The following is a 17,174-nucleotide window of genomic DNA, read 5'->3' on the forward strand; positions in this document are numbered from 1 at the left end:
GTCCGACATATGCTGACTCCTTGGCGAGAGATCGCCTGATTTTCCTATCCGACCTGAATCGCGTCGACGAAGCCGTACTCGCAGAGCAGGTAGATATCCTGAAGCGTGTCGTTCAGCCGGTCGTCCTCCGTCTTGAGCTCATCGTCGATCACGCCGACCTGGGTGCGGCTCGCGCTGAGCGTCCAGGTGCCGAGATCCCGCTCGTTCGTGTCCAGGTCCACCTTGTCGCTGGCCCCTGTGTTGCGAGCGTTGGTGTCCGGGTAACTCAGGAGAGTGGGCGTGTCCACCGCACCGCCTGGCCGCGCCATCGTGACGTGGAGCTCGTCCCCGGCCGAGTAATGCTTCTTCCCGTTCCACCGCGCATAGAGCGTGTAGCTCGTCAGCGCGATCTTCTTCGTCGCCGGGGCGTAGGGGAACATCTCCGGCGTGAGCGGGATGGAGAGCTGCTGCGGCACGCTGTCATCCGACGGCACCGCCATGAACCGGGCCCACTCGGCCGGCAGCTCGGACCGCAGGCTGAAGAGCCGGCGCCGCTTCGGCGCGTTGGCGCTAGCGCTGTAATGCGTCTTCGCCACGCCCGCGAGGTTGCCGTCCGAGCGGGCCGTGTACCGGATGTGCAGGATCACGTCGCTCACCGCCCCGATGTCGAAGCGGTTGTTCGCCGCTGGGAGCTCGATCTTGTAGGTGCCGAGGACGCCCGCGCCCTCGAACGGGAGATACCGCTCGTCGCGCAGGTTCGGCTCGAACAGGCCTGCGTCGTTGGACCCGCCGCTCGTCGCGATCACGTTGGTGACCGGCACGAGATCCGTCCGGAAGTTCGTCGGGTGCGCGTAGGAGTCGCTCACCTGCGCCTTGCTGCGCACGCTCGTGTTGCTCAGCGTGAGCGTGCAGCTGACGCCCGCGTACGGGCCGGTCACCGTCGGGATCGTGATGGCGACCGACTTGATGCGCCGGAAGTAGTGGCCCGGGTAGTCGAGATCGAACAGCTCCTCCTTCAACTCCACGTCACAGGTGCCGGTCTCGCGGAGCTGCATGAGCTGCTCGGGCGCGACCTCGGCGAGCGAGACGTGCTTCACGAGCTCCGCCTCTCGCGGCGTCTGCTCCAGGAACGCGACCTCCAGGCGGCGGAGGTCTTGCTGGAGCCGCTCGCCCGCGAGCAGGCCCTGCTTCAGGCTGTCCCAGGCGCCGAAGCGCACCATGGCGTGCGTGCCGTCGCCCGTGCCGAGCTCGAACCGGAGCGCCCGCTCCGCCCGCTTCGCCATGTCGTAGGCCAGCGTGTACGCCTGGTAGTGGACGGTCGACAGCTCCGCCACCATCCAGTCGTACAGCTCCTCGGTCGTGCGCTTCCTCTCCATCAGGAACGCGAGCACCTCGCGCGCCTGCTCGGTCTGGCGCTCGTGGTTCCTGAGCTCCACCTCCGCCACCGCGACGCGGATCTTCGCGCCGACGATCTGCTTCTCCAGCCCTTGCATCTCCTTCGCCGCGAGCCGCTCCTGCAGCGCCCACTCCTCGGCGCGCCGCTCGTATCCGGCCAGCGTGGACGCGATCGACGCGCCCTCGCGCAGCGCGCCGGCGACCATCGAGAGCGCCTGCGACGCCGCCTCGATCGGCGCGCCCGACGCCTGCCCGCCGATCGTGGTGGTCGCCACCGGGCTCCCGAACGCGCCGGCGCCGCCGAACGTTATCGGAGGGATGGCCTCGACGGCGGGGGCGACGGCGGCGATCGCCTGCGCGACGAGCCCGAGCTCCATGCCAAAGACGCTCATGGCCAGCGACGCCTGCTCCGCCGCGCTGATGCGCGGCAGACCCGCGTAGTGGTCGCGGCGGAGCTTCGCGAGCTCGTGCGACCGCTCCAGCGCCGCCAGGTTCGCCTGGGCCTCCTTGACCTGCTGAGCCCTGATCTCACGCACCGCCGCGAGCAGCTCGAGCTCGTGGCCCGAGCGGAGGCGCGCGATCGCCTCGCCGTCCTTCTTCTCCATGGCGGCGAGCAGCGCGGCGCCGAGCCCGGCCACCGCGGAGCAGAACTCCATCGCCTTCGCGTGCAGCACCTGGAAGCGGTAAGGGAGCCGCGGGGAGCTCGCCTCGTTGAGCACCGTCGCGAGATCCACGCCGAGCGCCCTGGCCTGCACGAGCAGCATCGGATCGATGGGCGGCTCGAACAGGGGCAGCGTCCGGACCACACCCTCGATGTTCATCGAGTGTCGGATCTTGAAGAGCCGATCCGCGACCGTGTCCCAGAGCGGCGCGAGCGCCTCGTCCCGGGGCACGCAGAAGTAGAGCTCGCCGAGATCCGGCGCGGGCGCCTGGAGCGGCCTGCTCGGCAGCTTCCGCAGCGACTTGAACTTGACGCTCTCGAGCTCGACGCGCGACCGAGACTGGACCACCGGGTCGGAGAGGTCGCCGAGCCCCGCCGCCTCGAGCTGCCAGTAATTCCGCGGCGTCGTGGTGTCCTTCCGCTCGGTGCGCTGCGGGCGCCGGCCGAGGAGGTTGCCAGCCAGGACATAGAGCTGCGTCGCCTCGTTGATCGACTCGATGGTCTCGCGCCGGAAGAGCTGATCGCCCCACGCGATCAGGTTCTCGACGTACTTCATCACCACCGCCTTCTGGTAGGCGATCGGCCGCATCCGCGCGACGAGGTGCGGATTGAACGGGTCCTTCCGCCACGCCTCGATCTGCGCGGCGAGATCGTCCCGCTCCTCCTCGCCCCCCTCGTTCGTCAGGATGCCGCCGAGCAGGGTGGCCATCGGGCCCTGCTCCGACGCGGGGAGCTCCCGGAGCTCGTCCTCGATCGAGGCGAGAGCCTTGTTCTCGCGGAACGGCCGCACGTTCCAGAAGCGCCCGGGCGCCGGGTCGGGGTCGCCCGTCGTCGGGTCGAAGATGAAGTGGAACCAGCGCTGCGCCTCGGCGTGCCGGCCGCTCTGCATCAGCCGCAGGGCGATCAGGAGCGGCGCGTGGAAGAACAGCTCCCAGTTGTAGAGCGAGTACGCGCCCTGGACCGAGAAATCGACCTCCTCCTTCGGATACGACTCGTGCACGTTGCTGGGGTCCGGGTCGTACGTGTCCTCGAAGAACTCGCGGGCGCTGAGCTGGAGCGGATCGGGCCGGTGGAGCGACCACTTGAGCAGCCCGTCCACCCCGGCGCGCTGCAGCTCCTTCCGGAACAGGCAGACGTAGGGGTGATAGAAGGACCTGAACCGGTAAAGCTTCGCTTCCTCGGTCGTCAGCACGACGTACGGCCCCTCGGACGGCGTCGTCGCCCACGCGAGCACGCCGTCGCCCGCGCGCAAGCCGAGCGCTTCGTCCCCCTCGCCGACGTCGGTGAACGCCGTGCTCCTCGGCCGGGCCTTATCCAGCTGTTCGAGCTTGATGTACGTGGACAGGACGAGCTCGGCCAGGAACGTCGACTGGGCGTCCTTGTAGAAGAAGAACGGCGCGCCCTGGGCGACGGTGTCGACCTTGCCGCCGTAATTGATCTCGCGCGGGAGGAGCACGCGGAAGGGCTTGACCTGCCGGAGCAGCGTGATGTGCCGCCTGAAGCCGTCGAGCTCCATCGGAACGGCGAGCTCGGTCGCCCAGTAGTTGGAGATCGCGTGCTGCCGGCGGAGGACTGCGTCCCTGGGCACCGCCGGATCGATGCGGTCGACATACTCGTAGTTGTAGACGGCCACCGCCTCATCGGTCCCCTCCAGCACACCGCAGCCGCTCCGCGCGAAGTGCCCGAAGCGGTACGCGTAGCTCGGGGCCCATCTCACCGCGATCTCGAGCGGCCCGTCGGGGGTGTAGCGCTCGATCATCAGCGAATTGAACTCGGGGTACAGCTCCTTCGGCCCCGACACCTCCCTGCCGGTGCTCATGCGCCGCTCGCCCCAAGCCCCGTTCCGGCGCTCGCTCCACGCGAGGCGGATATACCACCGCGAGGAGGCGGTCTTCCCCGGCTGGCTCGTGTCGCTGGGGATCGCCTGGTACGAATCGGGGCGCTCCTCGAGGATCGGCCAGAAGAGGAGCGGGCGCCGGTCCTCCACGACGAGCAGGAGGTTCTCCGCCTCGATGTCGAGATCGATGGGCTCCCATGCGGTCCACATCAGCCCGTCGACCCGCGTGCGGTAGAAGTATTTGTACGGCTTCACCGCGGTACGGCCCACGACATGGAGCACGTCGATGGGCAGGTGGGTGTCGTCGCCGTCCTCCTTCTGGTGGTACGCCGCCATGATCTCGAGGTTCGCGACCTCGTCGAGCCTGTCGAGGTACCGCGCGAACGCGCGCTCCGCGGCGTCGTCGGTGATGTCCTTCTGCCGGAGCTCGTCCTCGAGAGCCTTGAAGAACGGGGACTTGTCGTCGCGCACCGACGGGTCGACGTACAGCTCGGTCTGGAGGAGCACCTTGCGGCTCGCCTCCCAGACGCGGTAGCTCTTCCGCCACGCCCACTCGCGCGCCGCCTCCTCCGGGAGCGTCAGCTCGTCCGCCTCCAGGTTCATGAGCGCGCGCTGCACGAACGTCTGCACCGAGCCGATGGCCTGCTTCAGGCGCGAGGTGATCACCGCGGGGCTCGTCTCGACGTCCACGAGGAGCTCGGCGAACAGCTCGTCGCTGTCCTCGTGTCCCCGCTTCGCCACGAGGTACGCCACCATCACGGCCCGGAGCCGCTCGCGCAGCACGTCGCGCAGCGGCGGCGCGACCCGCGCCCACTCGGCATCGGAGTACTTCGCCTTCGCGGCCCGGAGAACCTCGCTCGCCAGGCTGGCGGGATTGCCGCTCAGGTAGATGCACCACAAGTACGCTGTGCGGACCGAGATGCCGAGGCGTCGCGTGGCCGAGACCACGTGGCGCGCGCTCAGCAGGTCTCCCGCGTGGAGGGCGGGATTGTCCGGTGAGAGCAGGAGACCGTAGTCCGTCAGCTCGCTGATCACGGCCTGTGGCCAGCCCGTGACGGCGGCGAGCGCTGCGGAATCGCTCACGAACAGGCTCGCGAGCGACGGGCTCGATCCCGCGAGGTGGGGGCGGAGCGCGACGAGATCCACGAGCCGCTCCCACGCCGCGAACAGGGCTGAGCCGGTGGCCTGGGTCGGTTCGCGCGGCAGGGCGTCGAGATCGAGGACCGGCGCGGCGCCGGCGCCGGCGCCCGCATCGACGACGAACATCCGCTCGATCTCGTCGGCGCTCAGGCCGAGCCGCTGCACGAGCGCCGCGGCCTTGGCCAGGTGCCGGTAGGCGGCGAGCTGCGCGGCGAGCAGGTCGGGGTCCTCGTCGAGCGAGGGGGGCGGCGAGGCGGGGAGCTCCGGGTCCAGCGAGAACGCGCTGCCGAGCGGCGCCGGCTCCGGGCCGCCGGTCGTGAGGACCTCGGTGACGAGGAGGTGCGTGGACCGCGCGTCGAGCTTCAGCGCGGCGCCGAGCTGGTCCTCGATGAGGGCCGCCTCGGCCGCGCTGTCCGGGCCGCCGTTCTTTGCGCGCAGCGCGAGGAGCGAGCCGAAGAGCTGCTCGAGCACGGGCTTTATCGCCTCGTCCATCACGGCGATCCGCGAGCGGATCGAGGCGCGCCCCCGGAAGACGACCTCGAGGTCGGCCGGCGACAGCCCAGAGCGCCGGACGCGCTCGACCGTGTCCAGGAAGCGCAGCGTTTGCTCGGGGTTGTCGACGTCGAACGGCTTATTGCTGCTCAGGTTGTAGAGCTCGAGGAAGTCGCGCACCGACAGCCGCGCCGCGCGCGCAAAGGTGACGATGCGGTGGAGGTCCGCGATAGCCGCCAGCGCAGGGAACACCAAGGTCACGGGGACGAGGACGGGGAGATCGAGGCCCGAGTACAGGGTGAGGAGGTCCAGCTCCTCCCGGCTCATGCGGAGGGCGGCGAGGACCGCGGGCGTGTGGTCGACGATCAGGTAATAGGACGAGAGGCTGGCGACCGACGGCAGCGCGAGCGCGGCGTCGACCGGGTTGGTGACGGCCTTGTTCTGGAAGAGCTGCTCGTAGAACGAGGGCGTCTTCCCCGCGTCGCGGCGCTGGGTGTCGAGCGGGCCGAACCAGCTCGCGAGCACCGAGATGGGCAGCGAGATGCCCCGCTCGGTGCGCAGCGCCTGGATCACCGCGATCACGCGCAGCGCGCGGTCGTTCACGAGGTTGGTGCCGCTGGGCGCGCAGGCGGCGAGCACCTGATCGAGCTCGCGGATCGACCAGCCGAGGCGCTGCTGGAGCCGGAGGAAGCGGTGCATCGTGGCCAGCGCGCTCGACACGTTCGTCAGGCCGGTGACGCTCTGCTCCTCGATCTTGCAGCTCCCTGCGGGCTGGATCGCCGGCGACCCGAAGCGAGCGAGCACGGAGCTCTCGATCAGATCGAGCAGCGCGTCCTGGGACAGGCCGGTGCGCGCGAGGAGCTCCGGCACCTGGAGCAGCGGGCCGGGGAGGGTGGCGTTCGTGGCGAGGCCCCAGGCCGCCGCCGTCGTCAGGCCGCCCAGGGTGCCGACGATCACCGCGTGCTCGCTCGGGGAAAGGCCGAGCCGCTCGACGGCTCTGGCGGTGAAATCTCCCAGCTGCGGGGATACCAGGCTCCTATCCATCGACGCCATGAACGTATGGAGCGGCAGGCCGAGGTGCTCGAAGTACACCTGGGTCTCGTGCCGGCGGCGGTCGTACGGTAGGGCGAAGGGAAAGTAGCTGGTCTGCAGCCGGGTATCGGCGGTGCTCTGCCAGGCCTCCTCGCCGCTGGGCGGGTTCGGCATGGCCGCGAGCTGCTCGGCGGTGCCGACGGTCGCGATGTGCTCCGGGAAGGCGAGCGGCGTCTGGCCCTCGCTCGCGATCGCGTGGACGAGGATCTCGTTCACCAGGTCCACGTACGGCAGCGGCGTGTCGGCGTTCTCGCAGGTGAGGTCGATGTGACCGATGTCCGGGCGCCGCCCGGGGAGCGACGGCGTCGAGCCCGGCGCGCTGCCGAGGAGCAGCTCCTTCGCGGTCCACTTGGAGCTGCCGCTCTTCGTGACCTTGGAGTCGTACCGATCGAGGAAGTGGAGCACATCGGCGAGGTACGCCGCCGGCCCGTACACCGAGGAGCAGTGCGCGCACGCGCACGCGTCGGGCGAGCCGAAGAGGTTCGCGTAGGTCGCGAAGGCGTCGGGCGGCTCGCTCGCGCGGCTCGCCTGGTCGGGCAGGGCGAAGGCTGACCTCGGGTTGTACGCTGGGCTGAACTTGAGGGCCAGCGCCGTCGCCTGGTCGGCGGCGGCCCGCGCCTTGTCGTGGATGTCGGCCGCGATCGCGTCGCCGCCGAGGGCGGCGCCGTGCTCGGCGATGAACCGAGCTCGGCCTGTCCGGGCGACCGCCCGCGCCGACGTGAGCCCGGCGTCGAGGAGCACCTTGGCCTCCTCGTACTTGGGGGTGAGCCGGTGGAGCCGCTCGACGGCCTTGAGCTCCAGGGCGGCGGCGGTCGGATTGGAGATGCCCGAGAGCGCGTTCGGGTGCGACGCGAGATAGTCGCCGACGCGGGTCTTGCCGAGCTCGAACGAAGGGTTGTTGTTGAAGAACGTGGTCAGACCGCTCGCGCCGGCCGCGGCGATGGCCGAGGCGACGGCCTTCGTCGGGAACGCCACTTCCATGGCGCGCCGGAGGACCTTCGCGTACGCCGCGCGCTTCTCGGCCACCGTCTCGCCGGGCGTGTCGGCCGGGAAGTCGATCGGCGACCCGTTGCGCACGAGGGCGAGGATCGCGATCCAGTCGGCCTCGCTGTAGGCTGCCAGGTCCTTGAAGGCGGTGATCTGGCCGCCCTGCTTGCGCGCCCACAGCTCGTCGATGAGCGGGAAGTGATAGCGTGTCAGCGTGCCGATCTGCAGCGCGAGCTGGGTCGACGGGATGACGCCGGCGCCCTGGAACGAGGGGCGCGTCGCGAGCTCGGCCCAGAGGGCCTCGGGCGGGCCCTCGTGATTCATGAACGCGGTGAGGAGCTCCGACCGGAGGCTCTGGGTCGGCAGCGCCTTGGCGAGCAGCTGGCCGAGGTTTCCGGTCTGGCCCGCGGGCGGCGGGTCGTCGAGGGCCATCCGGACGGCCTCCTCGATGATGAGATCGATGCGGCTGTCGGCCTCGATGCTGCTGCCGGGGATGAGGTTATCATTGAACGCTTCGACGAGCGCGCGGCGCAGCACGGCGCGGGGGTAGGCCAGGAGCTTGCGTTTGGCGGTCGGCAGTCCCTTGCGAGCGAACGGGTAATAAAACCCGGAAGACTCGGAGACGCCAACGGAGAGGAGGGCCTCGGCCCCCTTGAGCGCCTCGATCTCCATGCGCCCCACCCCTGTCGCCTTCGTGAGGAACTCGACGTCGTTGTCATCGATCTCGGCGAGATCCACGCCCTGCGTATGGACCTCGGTGCGGGACCTGATCTTCGTCAGCTCCGAGGGCTCCTCGGGGCCCCCGAGCGGGCTGGCGGTCAGATCGATGACGGTGGTCGACGGGGCGCGGAAGAACACCCCGGTGCGCCCGACCTCCTGTTCTTGGCCGTTGAAGATGCGCAGCTTGAGGTTCGGCTGGCACTTGCCGGCGCGATCGAGGCTCGTGTACTCGATCGCGTAATGCCCCGAGGAGTCCGTCTGGCCCGTCCCGATCAGGTCCACGGACGACAGGTTCACATCGTACGCGCGCACCTGCAGGTTGCTGGCTGGGTCGCCATCCAGGGTCCGCACCGTGCCGCGCACCACCGAGGGGGCCGGCGCGCGCTGGGTCGAGGTCACCGCGGGGTCCACCTCGATGCGGAGGGTGACGGGCTCGTGCGACACGCTCCACTGCGTGTGGTGCATGACGAGCTCGGCGCCGCCCGACGTGAAGGCGCGGAGCGTGAGCACCGGCAGCCGCCCCTGGAAGAATCGATCCAGGAGGGCCTGTTCGAGCGCCATCTCGAAATCGCCGTTCTGGTTGGTCACCGCGACGGCGATGAGATCAGTCGTGACCTCCGCGCTGTCCCACGCCTCGACGCGCACCTCGGAGACGCCGAGTTCGCTCTTGGCTCGGACGATTCGACCGGAGAGTTGGTACGTGCTCATGGAAGCTCCCTTCGATGCCATGGTCAAGAATCCCCAGATCTGGCGCATGTGTCGGCCGCCGCGGTCGGTGCGCCTTGTCGCCGACGGTGAGCAGCGGAGGACACGGCGCGGAGAGCCGCCCCTGGGGCGAGCGGCGCGCGGATCTTCGCGCCGCTCGCTCCGTGCGAGCCCCCCCTCGCCCATCCGCGAGGAATCAGTTGTTCCCTATCGATCCCCTGTTTCAGCCCTTGCGAGCGTCAGCGCCGCGCCGCGCCGCGGACGCGCCTGCAGCGCGTGATTTGAACTACCACGGAGCGTCTCGTTGAAAAGCTCGAAACACGTTCCCGACATACGGTGATCCCGGGGTAGCTCCACGCCTCACGCGCAATCGACGATCGTCTGTTTCTTGCTGCCGCCGGCCGAGCGCGGCCGCATGGCTGCGGCCATGCGCTCACGCACGCATGGAAGGCGTGGTGTCGTTCGACGCGCCCGCACCCATGACGCGCCGTCACGGGCGCCTCGCGCGGGGCGTCAAGTCGCCCCGGTCACATCCTTGCGACATCTTGCGCGCGCCACGCCATCTCCTGGCCATGGCCGCAGCTCTTCGACTACACTCGTGGGTCCCCTTCCGCGAGGCTCCATGCGCGGCGTTCCCACGGTTGTCGTTGTCCTCCTCTCTCTCTCTGTCGTGCTCGCCGCGTGCGACCAGGCCGCGCCTCCCTCCGAGGCGCCGCGCGATCCGGCCGCCACCCAGCCGCTCGTCGCCACGGCGGCGCCGGTGATCGCCCCCGTCACCTGGCCGCCGGCCGCCTCGGTCGACCGCGGCGCGCTCGCGGCGCTGCCCGAGGCGGCGGCCCACGCCGCCAGGATCTCGCAGGTCCCGGTGCTCGTGCCGTCCCGGCCCGAGCTCCTCGCGGCGCCGGTCCTCGTGGCCAAGGAGCACTGGACGTCGTTCTGGGCAAAGACGGCGTCGATCACCGTCTCGCTCACCATGACCCGCCTTGAGCGCAAGTATCCAGGTATTCCGACTTTCCAAACAACCCACGCCGTGCGCGGGGCGCCCGCGCTCATCACGGCGAACGAGGGCATCTGGACCGCGTCCTGGCTCGAGAACGGCGTCACCTACGCGCTCGACGTCGAGTGCGCGTCGCCGGAGGCCCCGGCCTGCGCCTCGGACGCGCTCCTCCGCGAGCTCGCCGCGGAGCTCGTCTACGTCGGCGGCGTCGGCGCGAAGACCGCGGGAGACAGGCCATGAGCGCGCCGCTCCACCCGCGCCACCTCCATCGCCGCCGCCCCGCCGCGCCGGCCCCGCTCGTCGCCGCGGCCGCCCTCGCGCTCCTGCCGACCGCGGCCGCGGCGGATCCGTTCTCCTACCATCCCGCCGGCGAGCTCGTCCCCGGCTCGGGCGAGGGGCGCGCCGATGGCGTCGTGTACGCGCCCGCCATGCGCTTTCCCCTCGAGGAGGGCCCGGCGTTCGCCAACTCCCAGGTGTACAGCAAAGGCGGGAGCGCCGGCCCGCGCGGGGGGCAGTGCGACGCGGACAACTACGCCTATCCGTGGCGCGACAACTTCTGCGAGTCGCGGTCGTGGGCGATGCCGCTCTGCCCCTCCGGGGCGGGTCATCAAGGGCAGGACGTCCGGCCGCCCACGTGCGAGGCAGGCAAATACTGGGTGGTCGCGGTGGCCGACGGCATCATCACGAGCATCGGCGGCTACTCGGTGTACCTGACCGGCGAGGACGGGACTCGCTACGACTACCTCCACATGTCCGATGTCCAGGTCTCGGTGGGACAGGGCGTGTCGCGCGGCGAGCGCATCGGCAAAGTCTCCAACGTCTTCGGCGGCACGCCGACGACGATTCACCTGCACTTCAACGTGCGGCAGCCGTTGAGCGGCGTCGGCATGGTCTATGTGCCGCCCTACACCTCGCTCGTGGCCTCGTACCAGGCGCTCATCAACGAGCCCCCCGAGGGCGTCCTCGAGACCGCGGGCTGCGACGGTATTCGCGGCTGGACCCGCGATCCGGACGCCGAGGGCGCGCCGGGCAGCGCGCGGCTCTACTTCGACGCCGCGGCGACCGACGCGGGCGCCGAGGGCCACACCCGCCCCGCGGACCGGCGCCGGGACGACCTCTGCGAGCCGCTCGGCTCGTGCGCGCACGGCTTCGAGGCGCCGATGCCGCTCAGCCTGCTCGGGGGCGAGCACGCGGTCCGCGCCTACGGCGTCGACGCGCTCAGCGGCGAGGAGGTCGAGCTCGAGGGCAGCCCGAGGGCGCTCGCGTGCCCGCTCGAGCTGCCGGGCGGCGTGCGGCGGCCGCTCGGCGGCGCCGGGGCGCTGGACGCCTGGCGGCTCTCGCGGTTCTGGGACGTCGCCAGCGCGCCGGACGCGGCGCTCGAGGCGCTCCCCGAGGGCGACGCGTTCCCGCCGTCGCCGTTGCTCGTGCGCGGCGACGACGGCGCGGCGTCCGTGTGGCTGGTCGACGGCGCCGCGCGGCGGGCCGTGCCGGACGCGGCGGTCGCCGCGGCGTGGCGGCTCGATCCGGACGAGGCCGTCGTGTGGCCGGCGGCGCGGCTCGCGGCCCTGCCGCTCGGCCCGGCGCTGCCGCCGCGCCCCTTCCTGGCGCAGGGCTCCACGCCGGCGCTCTACGTCATCGACGCGCTCATCGACGCGCCACCGCTGGGCGAAGGCGGCGGCGCCACCGGCGGCGCGGCGGGCGCAGGGGGCGCGGCGGACGACGGGCCCCTCATGAACGGCGCCGTCCACGGCGAGCTCGGCTGCGCGTGCGGCGCGGCCGGCGCGGGCGGCGCCGCGGCGCGCTGGCCGCTCGGGCTCTTCGCCGCGGCGGCGGCGCTCGGCGCGGCGCGGCGGCGCGCGGCCGGGCGCGTCAGCCCTCGTGGATCTTGATCCCCGGGATGCTCCGGAGCGGGCTCGCGTCGTCGACCCGCGAGCCCTCGAGGTACACGTTCTTGAGGCTCTTGAGCTCCCGGAGCGGCGACACGTCGCTCACCCGCGTCCGCTTCATCTGGAGCATCTCGAGCTTCTTCAGGCCGGCGAGCGGGCGCAGATCCGTCACCTCGGTCTCGTCGATCTGGAGCTCGGTCAGGTTGGTGAGGCCGGCGAGCGGGGAGAGGTCCTCCACGGGCGTGCGGCCGATGTCGAGCCGGTCGAGCTTGACGAGCCCGGCGAGCGGGGAGAGGTCCTTGACCAGCGTGGCCGACACGCGCAGCGACTCCAGCCGGAGCAGGCCCTTGATCGGGCGGAGATCGTCGATCTTGCCCGGCGGCAGGTAAAGCCCTTTGACGCCCGTGAGCTCGGGGAAGAGGCAGGGATCGAGCTCGTCGAGCCCCTGGGCGTCGGACAGGTTCATGGTCTTGATGTTCTTGAGCTCGGCGCGCTTGATCGGCCCCTCGGGCTTCTGGAGCTGCTGCCGCACCCGCGCCTCGAGCGCCGGATGCGAGAACGTCACCGGGTCGCTCTTCGTGCACACGACCTCTCTCTTCGGCGGCGCCGGCGCGCTGGCCGCAGCCGCGGGGCTCGCGGCGGGCGGCGCGGCGGCGGGCGCCTGCGCGGCGGGGGCGGCGGAGGCCGCAGGAGCGGCGGGCTTCTGGGGCTCGTCGCAGCCCAGGAGGGAGACGGCGAGGCCAAGGGAGGCAAGGGCCAGGGGGCGAATCATCGCGGCGATGATACACGAGACGGAGAAAGAAAACCGCCGCCCCCAAAGCGCGCTCCGGGGCGAACCGCCGAGCTCCGACAGGGCCTCCGCGCCCGCAGCGGAGATCGCGTGGACGCGAATCGACTCCGAGCGTCAATCTTCGATCCGGACGGAGTCATCGTCGGCACCGTCGTTGGTTGCGCATGGGTTGCGCACCGGCGCGCTCGCTACAGCGGCAGGAGCAGGAGCCCTTGCCGGGAGTCGAGCTGCTCCGCGAACCACTCCCGGTGACGCCGCTCCACCGCGAGCGACTGCCGGAGGAGGTCCCGCGCGCGGTCGGAGAGGCCTTCCCGGGACGATATCATCCTCTCGTAGGCAGCGCAGCTGTCTTCCTCGTAATGCCTCATCGCCTCCAGGATGGCGCGTTCTCCGGCCATCCCGTTCGTCAGCGCTTTGCTCTTCAGCTTGGGTCGGACGGCGCTCTCGACGGGCGGATCGCCGAGCTCGTGGGCCAGGGCGGCGAGCTCCTCGAGGTGGCGCTCGTGATCGCTCAAGAAGCTCGCGAGCCGGCCCTTGTCGCCTGGGCGGCTCATCCGCGAGAGGGCCGCTCGGAGCGCGTCCACCGCGGACCAATTGAGCTCGACGAGTTCAGTCAAGGACCCGATGAACGCGGCCTCGCCGCCGATCACGGACGCCATGGAATATCGCTCCTCTCGACCCGGAAGCTGCGCCGCCCGGAAAGAGGGACGCGGGCGGGTGCTTCTCCAGGTCTTCGATGCTCGCAAGCCCGGTGCCGGAGCCCGCCTGTGCAGCGGCTATCCATCGCGCCGCGCGCGCCGTCCAGGAACCGCGCGCCTTTCCACGCTCGTCGCCGGGCGGCCGTGCCCGCGACGGCCTCTCCGGGCCTCGCGCGCACGGCGGATGCGAAGGCGCAGCCCAGATCGAGCCCGCGCGGCGCGCGCCGGGCCAGGACCGCGCCGTGAGACGCCGAGGGCGCAGGACGCGTGATCGCGCCGGCCGGAGCGGCGCGGCTTGAGAGCGTCCTGGACGTGAGCGCGCCTCGGCGCACGGAGGAGCGGAGGCCGCGCCGCCGAGGTCGGGAGAGGGTGAGCTGATCGGTGGAAGGGAGAGGGCGGGCAGCCCCAGCGAAGGAGGCGAGGCTACTTCTTGCCGAAGAGGCCGCCGAGGGAGCTCGCGAGGCCGCCCACGTCCAGGTTGGCGATGGCGGGGGCAGCGGCGCCGAGCGCGGTGTCGACGTGGGCCGCGAGCGGAGCGGGGAGCTTCGCTTTGAGGAAATTGACCACCGTCTCCACGGCCACGCGGGCCTTGTCTTCCGAGATGCCCACCTTCTCTGCGACCTGTCGTACCAGCTCGTCCATGGCCTCGATGCTCATCCTTTCTGCGCGCGACCCGCGCATCCGGGGAGAGCATCCACGCGCCGATCCGCGCCGGCAAGGGAATTCCGCGCCCGCCGGCGCGGGCTCAGGGCTGGAACGGCGGCGCGGCGGTGGGGCCGTCCGGGTTCGCCGGATCGACCAGGTGCTGCACGACCTGCTGCGCGACGAGCTTCAGCTCGAACATGATGCCGAGCGCGCTGTTGAACATCTCCGGTCGACCGTTCCACGTGGCCTCGAGCGCGTCGAGCAGGCGGAGGTAGGCGTCGTAGAACGCCCCGCCGGTGAAGCCGGCGGCCGACGTGGGCGAGTAATCGCTCAAGCGGGCGTTCTCGGGGAACCTGTGGACCCGGCTCGCGTCGAGCGGCACCGGCGCGCCGGTGTAGGACCACCCCGAGGGCGCGGACTTGTCGGCGACGAGCCGGTGCCCGAACGCGATCTCGCCGAACTTGAAGTAATGGGCCATCTCGTTGCCGCCGGCGTGGGGGTTGATCGGATCCTGGCCGACATTGGCCCCCTCGCCCTGGCGGATGATGGTGCGGAGCGCGGCCTCGGCGCTCGCCAGGTCGCGCACCCGGCACGTCGGATCGCCCGGTACGCTCGACGGGAACCAGCGCGAGAGATCGAGCTGCCGCTCGAGGCGCGGGTCCCCGAACGGGTCCTGTCCGCTCTGCACCAGCCGCTCCAGCGATTCGATGACCGCGTTGTAGAAATCGCCGATCGAGCCGTACCCCTTCGCCTTGTTCTCGGCGATCCGCTGCGCGATCTTCGGATCCTCGCCGGGCAGGACCGCGGTCGTGTCGGGGCGCTCGATCGCCATGAACACGTTCTTGAGCTGCGCCGTCGTGAGCGACCCGAGCGAGACGGTCAGCTCGGGATCGATCGACATCGGCAGGGGTCCGGGGTAATTGAGCGCCAGCCCGAGCTTGCGGATCGGCGGATTGCCGCCGAGCGCGACCGCGGTGTTGGCGGCGAGCGCCATGTGCAGCATCTCCTCGACCACCACCGCTTGCACGAGGACGCGCGCCTCGTCATTGGCGCCCGGCTGGAGCGAGAAGACGCCCGTCAGGTACGGCGGCAGCGTCGAGAGCTCCAGCTGGACGGCGCCCTCGAGGGCGGCGATCACGTCGGTGGCGTCCCGGGCCTCGCGGACCCGGGCGATCATGGTTTTATTGACGACGAGCATGGTCTCACCGGCTCCGCAGGCGGTTGAAGATGCGCTTGTTCTCGACCTCTTCCGGCGGCGACGACGGCGCCACCCCCGAGAACGGGCAGCGCCCCTGGAAGCGCGCCACGAGCTGCGGGTCGTGCACCGCGGAGCGCCCCATCGCGCTCTCGAGGTAGCGCAGGAGCGCGGCGCGCTTGCCGGCAGAGAGGTCGCGCGTCACCGGCATGTGATCGGGATCGGTCGTCGGCTTGCTGAGGACGAAATGCAACAGGTGCGCGTTGGCGTCCGCGACCTCCCGGATCGAGAAGTCGAAGAGGCCCTTGCTCATGACCGGGTAGAGGTTCGCGTATTGCTTCCAGATCGGCTGGACCTCCTCCCAGGTCGGGTGCTCCGACGCCGTGAAGGTGCTGAAGACGAGCACCGAGATCTGGTCGAAGGTCTGCTGGATGATCGGATCGCCGTCGGCGAAATTGTAGGCGACCGCGTAGAGCTGGCCGTCGATGTAGCGGCGCGGATAGCCCATCTCCGGCGGCCCCTGGAATCGCGCCGTCACCCGCCCCGCCGCGTCGGTGCGGACCCGCTGGGGCTCGATCGCGAGCGCGCCGATCGGGCTGTTCATGATCGGGATGGCCGCGGTCGGGGTGGTGCCGATGGAGGTGTCGGCGGGCGCGTCGCCGTCGTCGGGCGCGGGCGCGAGCGGCTGGAAGGCGATCGGCGCGCCGGAGAGCGGGAGGCCGTAGCGGGTCGCCCACAGCGGCACGTCGCGGCGGTTGAGGTCCGGCTCGTTCGGGTCGAGGCGGAACGAGAGCGCGTCGGCGCGCAGGTCGCGGCCGTGCGCGGTCTCGCGCATCATGACGAGCCCGTGGCCGGCCGGCACGCCGCCGCCGAAGAGCACGAGCGCGAGCGGACGCTCGTTGACGAGGTTCCTCGCCGCGGCGGGGATCGGCAAGGTCTGGATGCCCGACGCCTGGGTCAGGGAGCCGTCGCTCGCGTCGAGCGCGCCGAGCACGGTGAATCGATCCTCGGCGAGGACCGCGCCCTCGTTGGCGTCCGGATCGTGGAGCACCGCGAACCGCAGATCGCCGAGCGGCGCCAGCTTGCCGTCGTCGCCGAAGGGCAGCGCGTTGCTGAAGTCGACCATCAGCGCGTCGCCGATGACCTTGCCGGAGAAGCAGGTCATCCCGTTGGCGGCGAGGCACGAGTTCGCCGGTAGCTGCGGGTTCTGGAACGCGCTCGTCGGCATGAACCGCCGGCCCGACACGAACGACGCCGGCTCGTCGGGCAGCACCGGCCCGATCGCGCCGACGATGGTGCCATAGGTGAAGTCGGGCGCCTTGACGCTCGTCTGGTAGCTGAAGACCGTGAGCCGGACCGAGAGCCGGCCGCTGCCGCGCGACGCCTCGGCGAGCGCCTTCAGCACCGGGCTGTTCACGCCGTCGAGCCGCCAGCGCAGGTTGGAGAGCCGCGACTGCCACATGGCCGACGCGCCCGAGTCGCCCTTCATGCCGCCGCGAAAGAACCAGAGGTCCCGGAAGGGCGTCGGCTCGAGATCGGCGAGGAGCACGAGATCGCCGGTGCGCGGGTCGCGGAGCGACACCGAGAGCCCGTAGAGCTGCGAGGCGAGCTGCCAGTCCGGGTCGATGTCGACCAGCTTGCCCGACGGGCGATCCGGCGAGTTTCCCACCGAGAGGCCGACCGCGCCGTCCGCCGCGTCGACGCCGGACGCGCCGATCGCCTGCTGGATCGTACAGCCGGTGAAGCGGAAGATGGCCGTGCCCGTGGGGTTCCACCAGCCGTTCATCGATTGCTGGGTGCTGAACTCCTGGAATCGCGGCGTGAACGTCGCGTTGTCGAAGTGCCGCGGGTCGTTGTTGACGGTGGACGGGTCCGCCTGGAATCGTCCGGAGAATGTCAGCCGGGGCTGGTTCAGGTAGCTCATGGTCTCTCCACCTCGCGGGAGAATGAGGGCC

The 17,174-nt window shown here is 70.9% G+C and carries 8 protein-coding genes; 2 read left to right on the top strand and 6 right to left on the bottom strand.

The window, feature by feature from the left end:
• Positions 1–44: 44 nt before the first annotated feature.
• Positions 45–9,011 carry a neuraminidase-like domain-containing protein gene (locus tag NQZ70_RS39480; RefSeq protein WP_165374391.1) on the bottom strand — a complete coding sequence of 2,989 codons (8,967 nt, stop codon included), beginning with the start codon at positions 9,009–9,011 and terminating at the stop codon, positions 45–47.
• 619 nt (positions 9,012–9,630) lie between these two features.
• Between NQZ70_RS39480 and NQZ70_RS39485 the strand changes: the two genes are divergently transcribed.
• Together NQZ70_RS39485 and NQZ70_RS39490 are read left to right on the top strand one after the other, a co-directional pair.
• Entirely contained in the window at positions 9,631–10,245 is a 615-nt protein-coding gene (locus tag NQZ70_RS39485) for a hypothetical protein (protein WP_129578835.1), read from the top strand.
• Positions 10,242–11,894: a M23 family metallopeptidase gene (locus tag NQZ70_RS39490; RefSeq protein ID WP_207217602.1), complete on the top strand. Its 1,653-nt coding sequence runs from the start codon at positions 10,242–10,244 to the stop codon at positions 11,892–11,894. Before NQZ70_RS39485 ends, NQZ70_RS39490 begins: the two co-directional genes overlap by 4 nt.
• On the opposite strand, the gene NQZ70_RS39495 is transcribed toward NQZ70_RS39490, so the two are convergent.
• The 5 genes from NQZ70_RS39495 to NQZ70_RS39515 all read right to left on the bottom strand — a co-directional run bounded on the left by NQZ70_RS39495 (position 11,875) and on the right by NQZ70_RS39515 (position 17,143).
• Positions 11,875–12,663 carry a leucine-rich repeat domain-containing protein gene (locus NQZ70_RS39495; protein ID WP_129578836.1) on the bottom strand — a complete coding sequence of 263 codons (789 nt, stop codon included), beginning with the start codon at positions 12,661–12,663 and terminating at the stop codon, positions 11,875–11,877. The genes NQZ70_RS39490 and NQZ70_RS39495 overlap by 20 nt on opposite strands.
• A gap of 206 nt (positions 12,664–12,869) precedes the next feature.
• Positions 12,870–13,340 (bottom strand): ferritin-like domain-containing protein, encoded by a 471-nt coding sequence (locus NQZ70_RS39500; RefSeq protein ID WP_129578837.1) that lies wholly within the window; start codon positions 13,338–13,340, stop codon positions 12,870–12,872.
• Between the two features lie 462 nt (positions 13,341–13,802).
• The gene (locus NQZ70_RS39505) at positions 13,803–14,021 is read right to left on the bottom strand and encodes a hypothetical protein (protein ID WP_044989269.1); all 219 of its coding nucleotides are present in this window, start codon (positions 14,019–14,021) and stop codon (positions 13,803–13,805) included.
• 103 nt (positions 14,022–14,124) lie between these two features.
• Positions 14,125–15,222 (bottom strand): ferritin-like protein, encoded by a 1,098-nt coding sequence (locus NQZ70_RS39510; protein WP_129578839.1) that lies wholly within the window; start codon positions 15,220–15,222, stop codon positions 14,125–14,127.
• Positions 15,223–15,226: 4 nt separating this feature from the next.
• Positions 15,227–17,143, bottom strand: a complete 1,917-nt coding sequence (locus tag NQZ70_RS39515; RefSeq protein WP_129578840.1) for a hypothetical protein — start codon at positions 17,141–17,143, stop codon at positions 15,227–15,229.
• Between the last annotated feature and the right edge of the window lie 31 nt (positions 17,144–17,174).

Source organism: Sorangium sp. So ce836, assembly GCF_028553905.1.
In the GTDB taxonomy this organism is placed as follows: domain Bacteria; phylum Myxococcota_A; class Polyangia; order Polyangiales; family Polyangiaceae; genus Sorangium; species Sorangium cellulosum_D.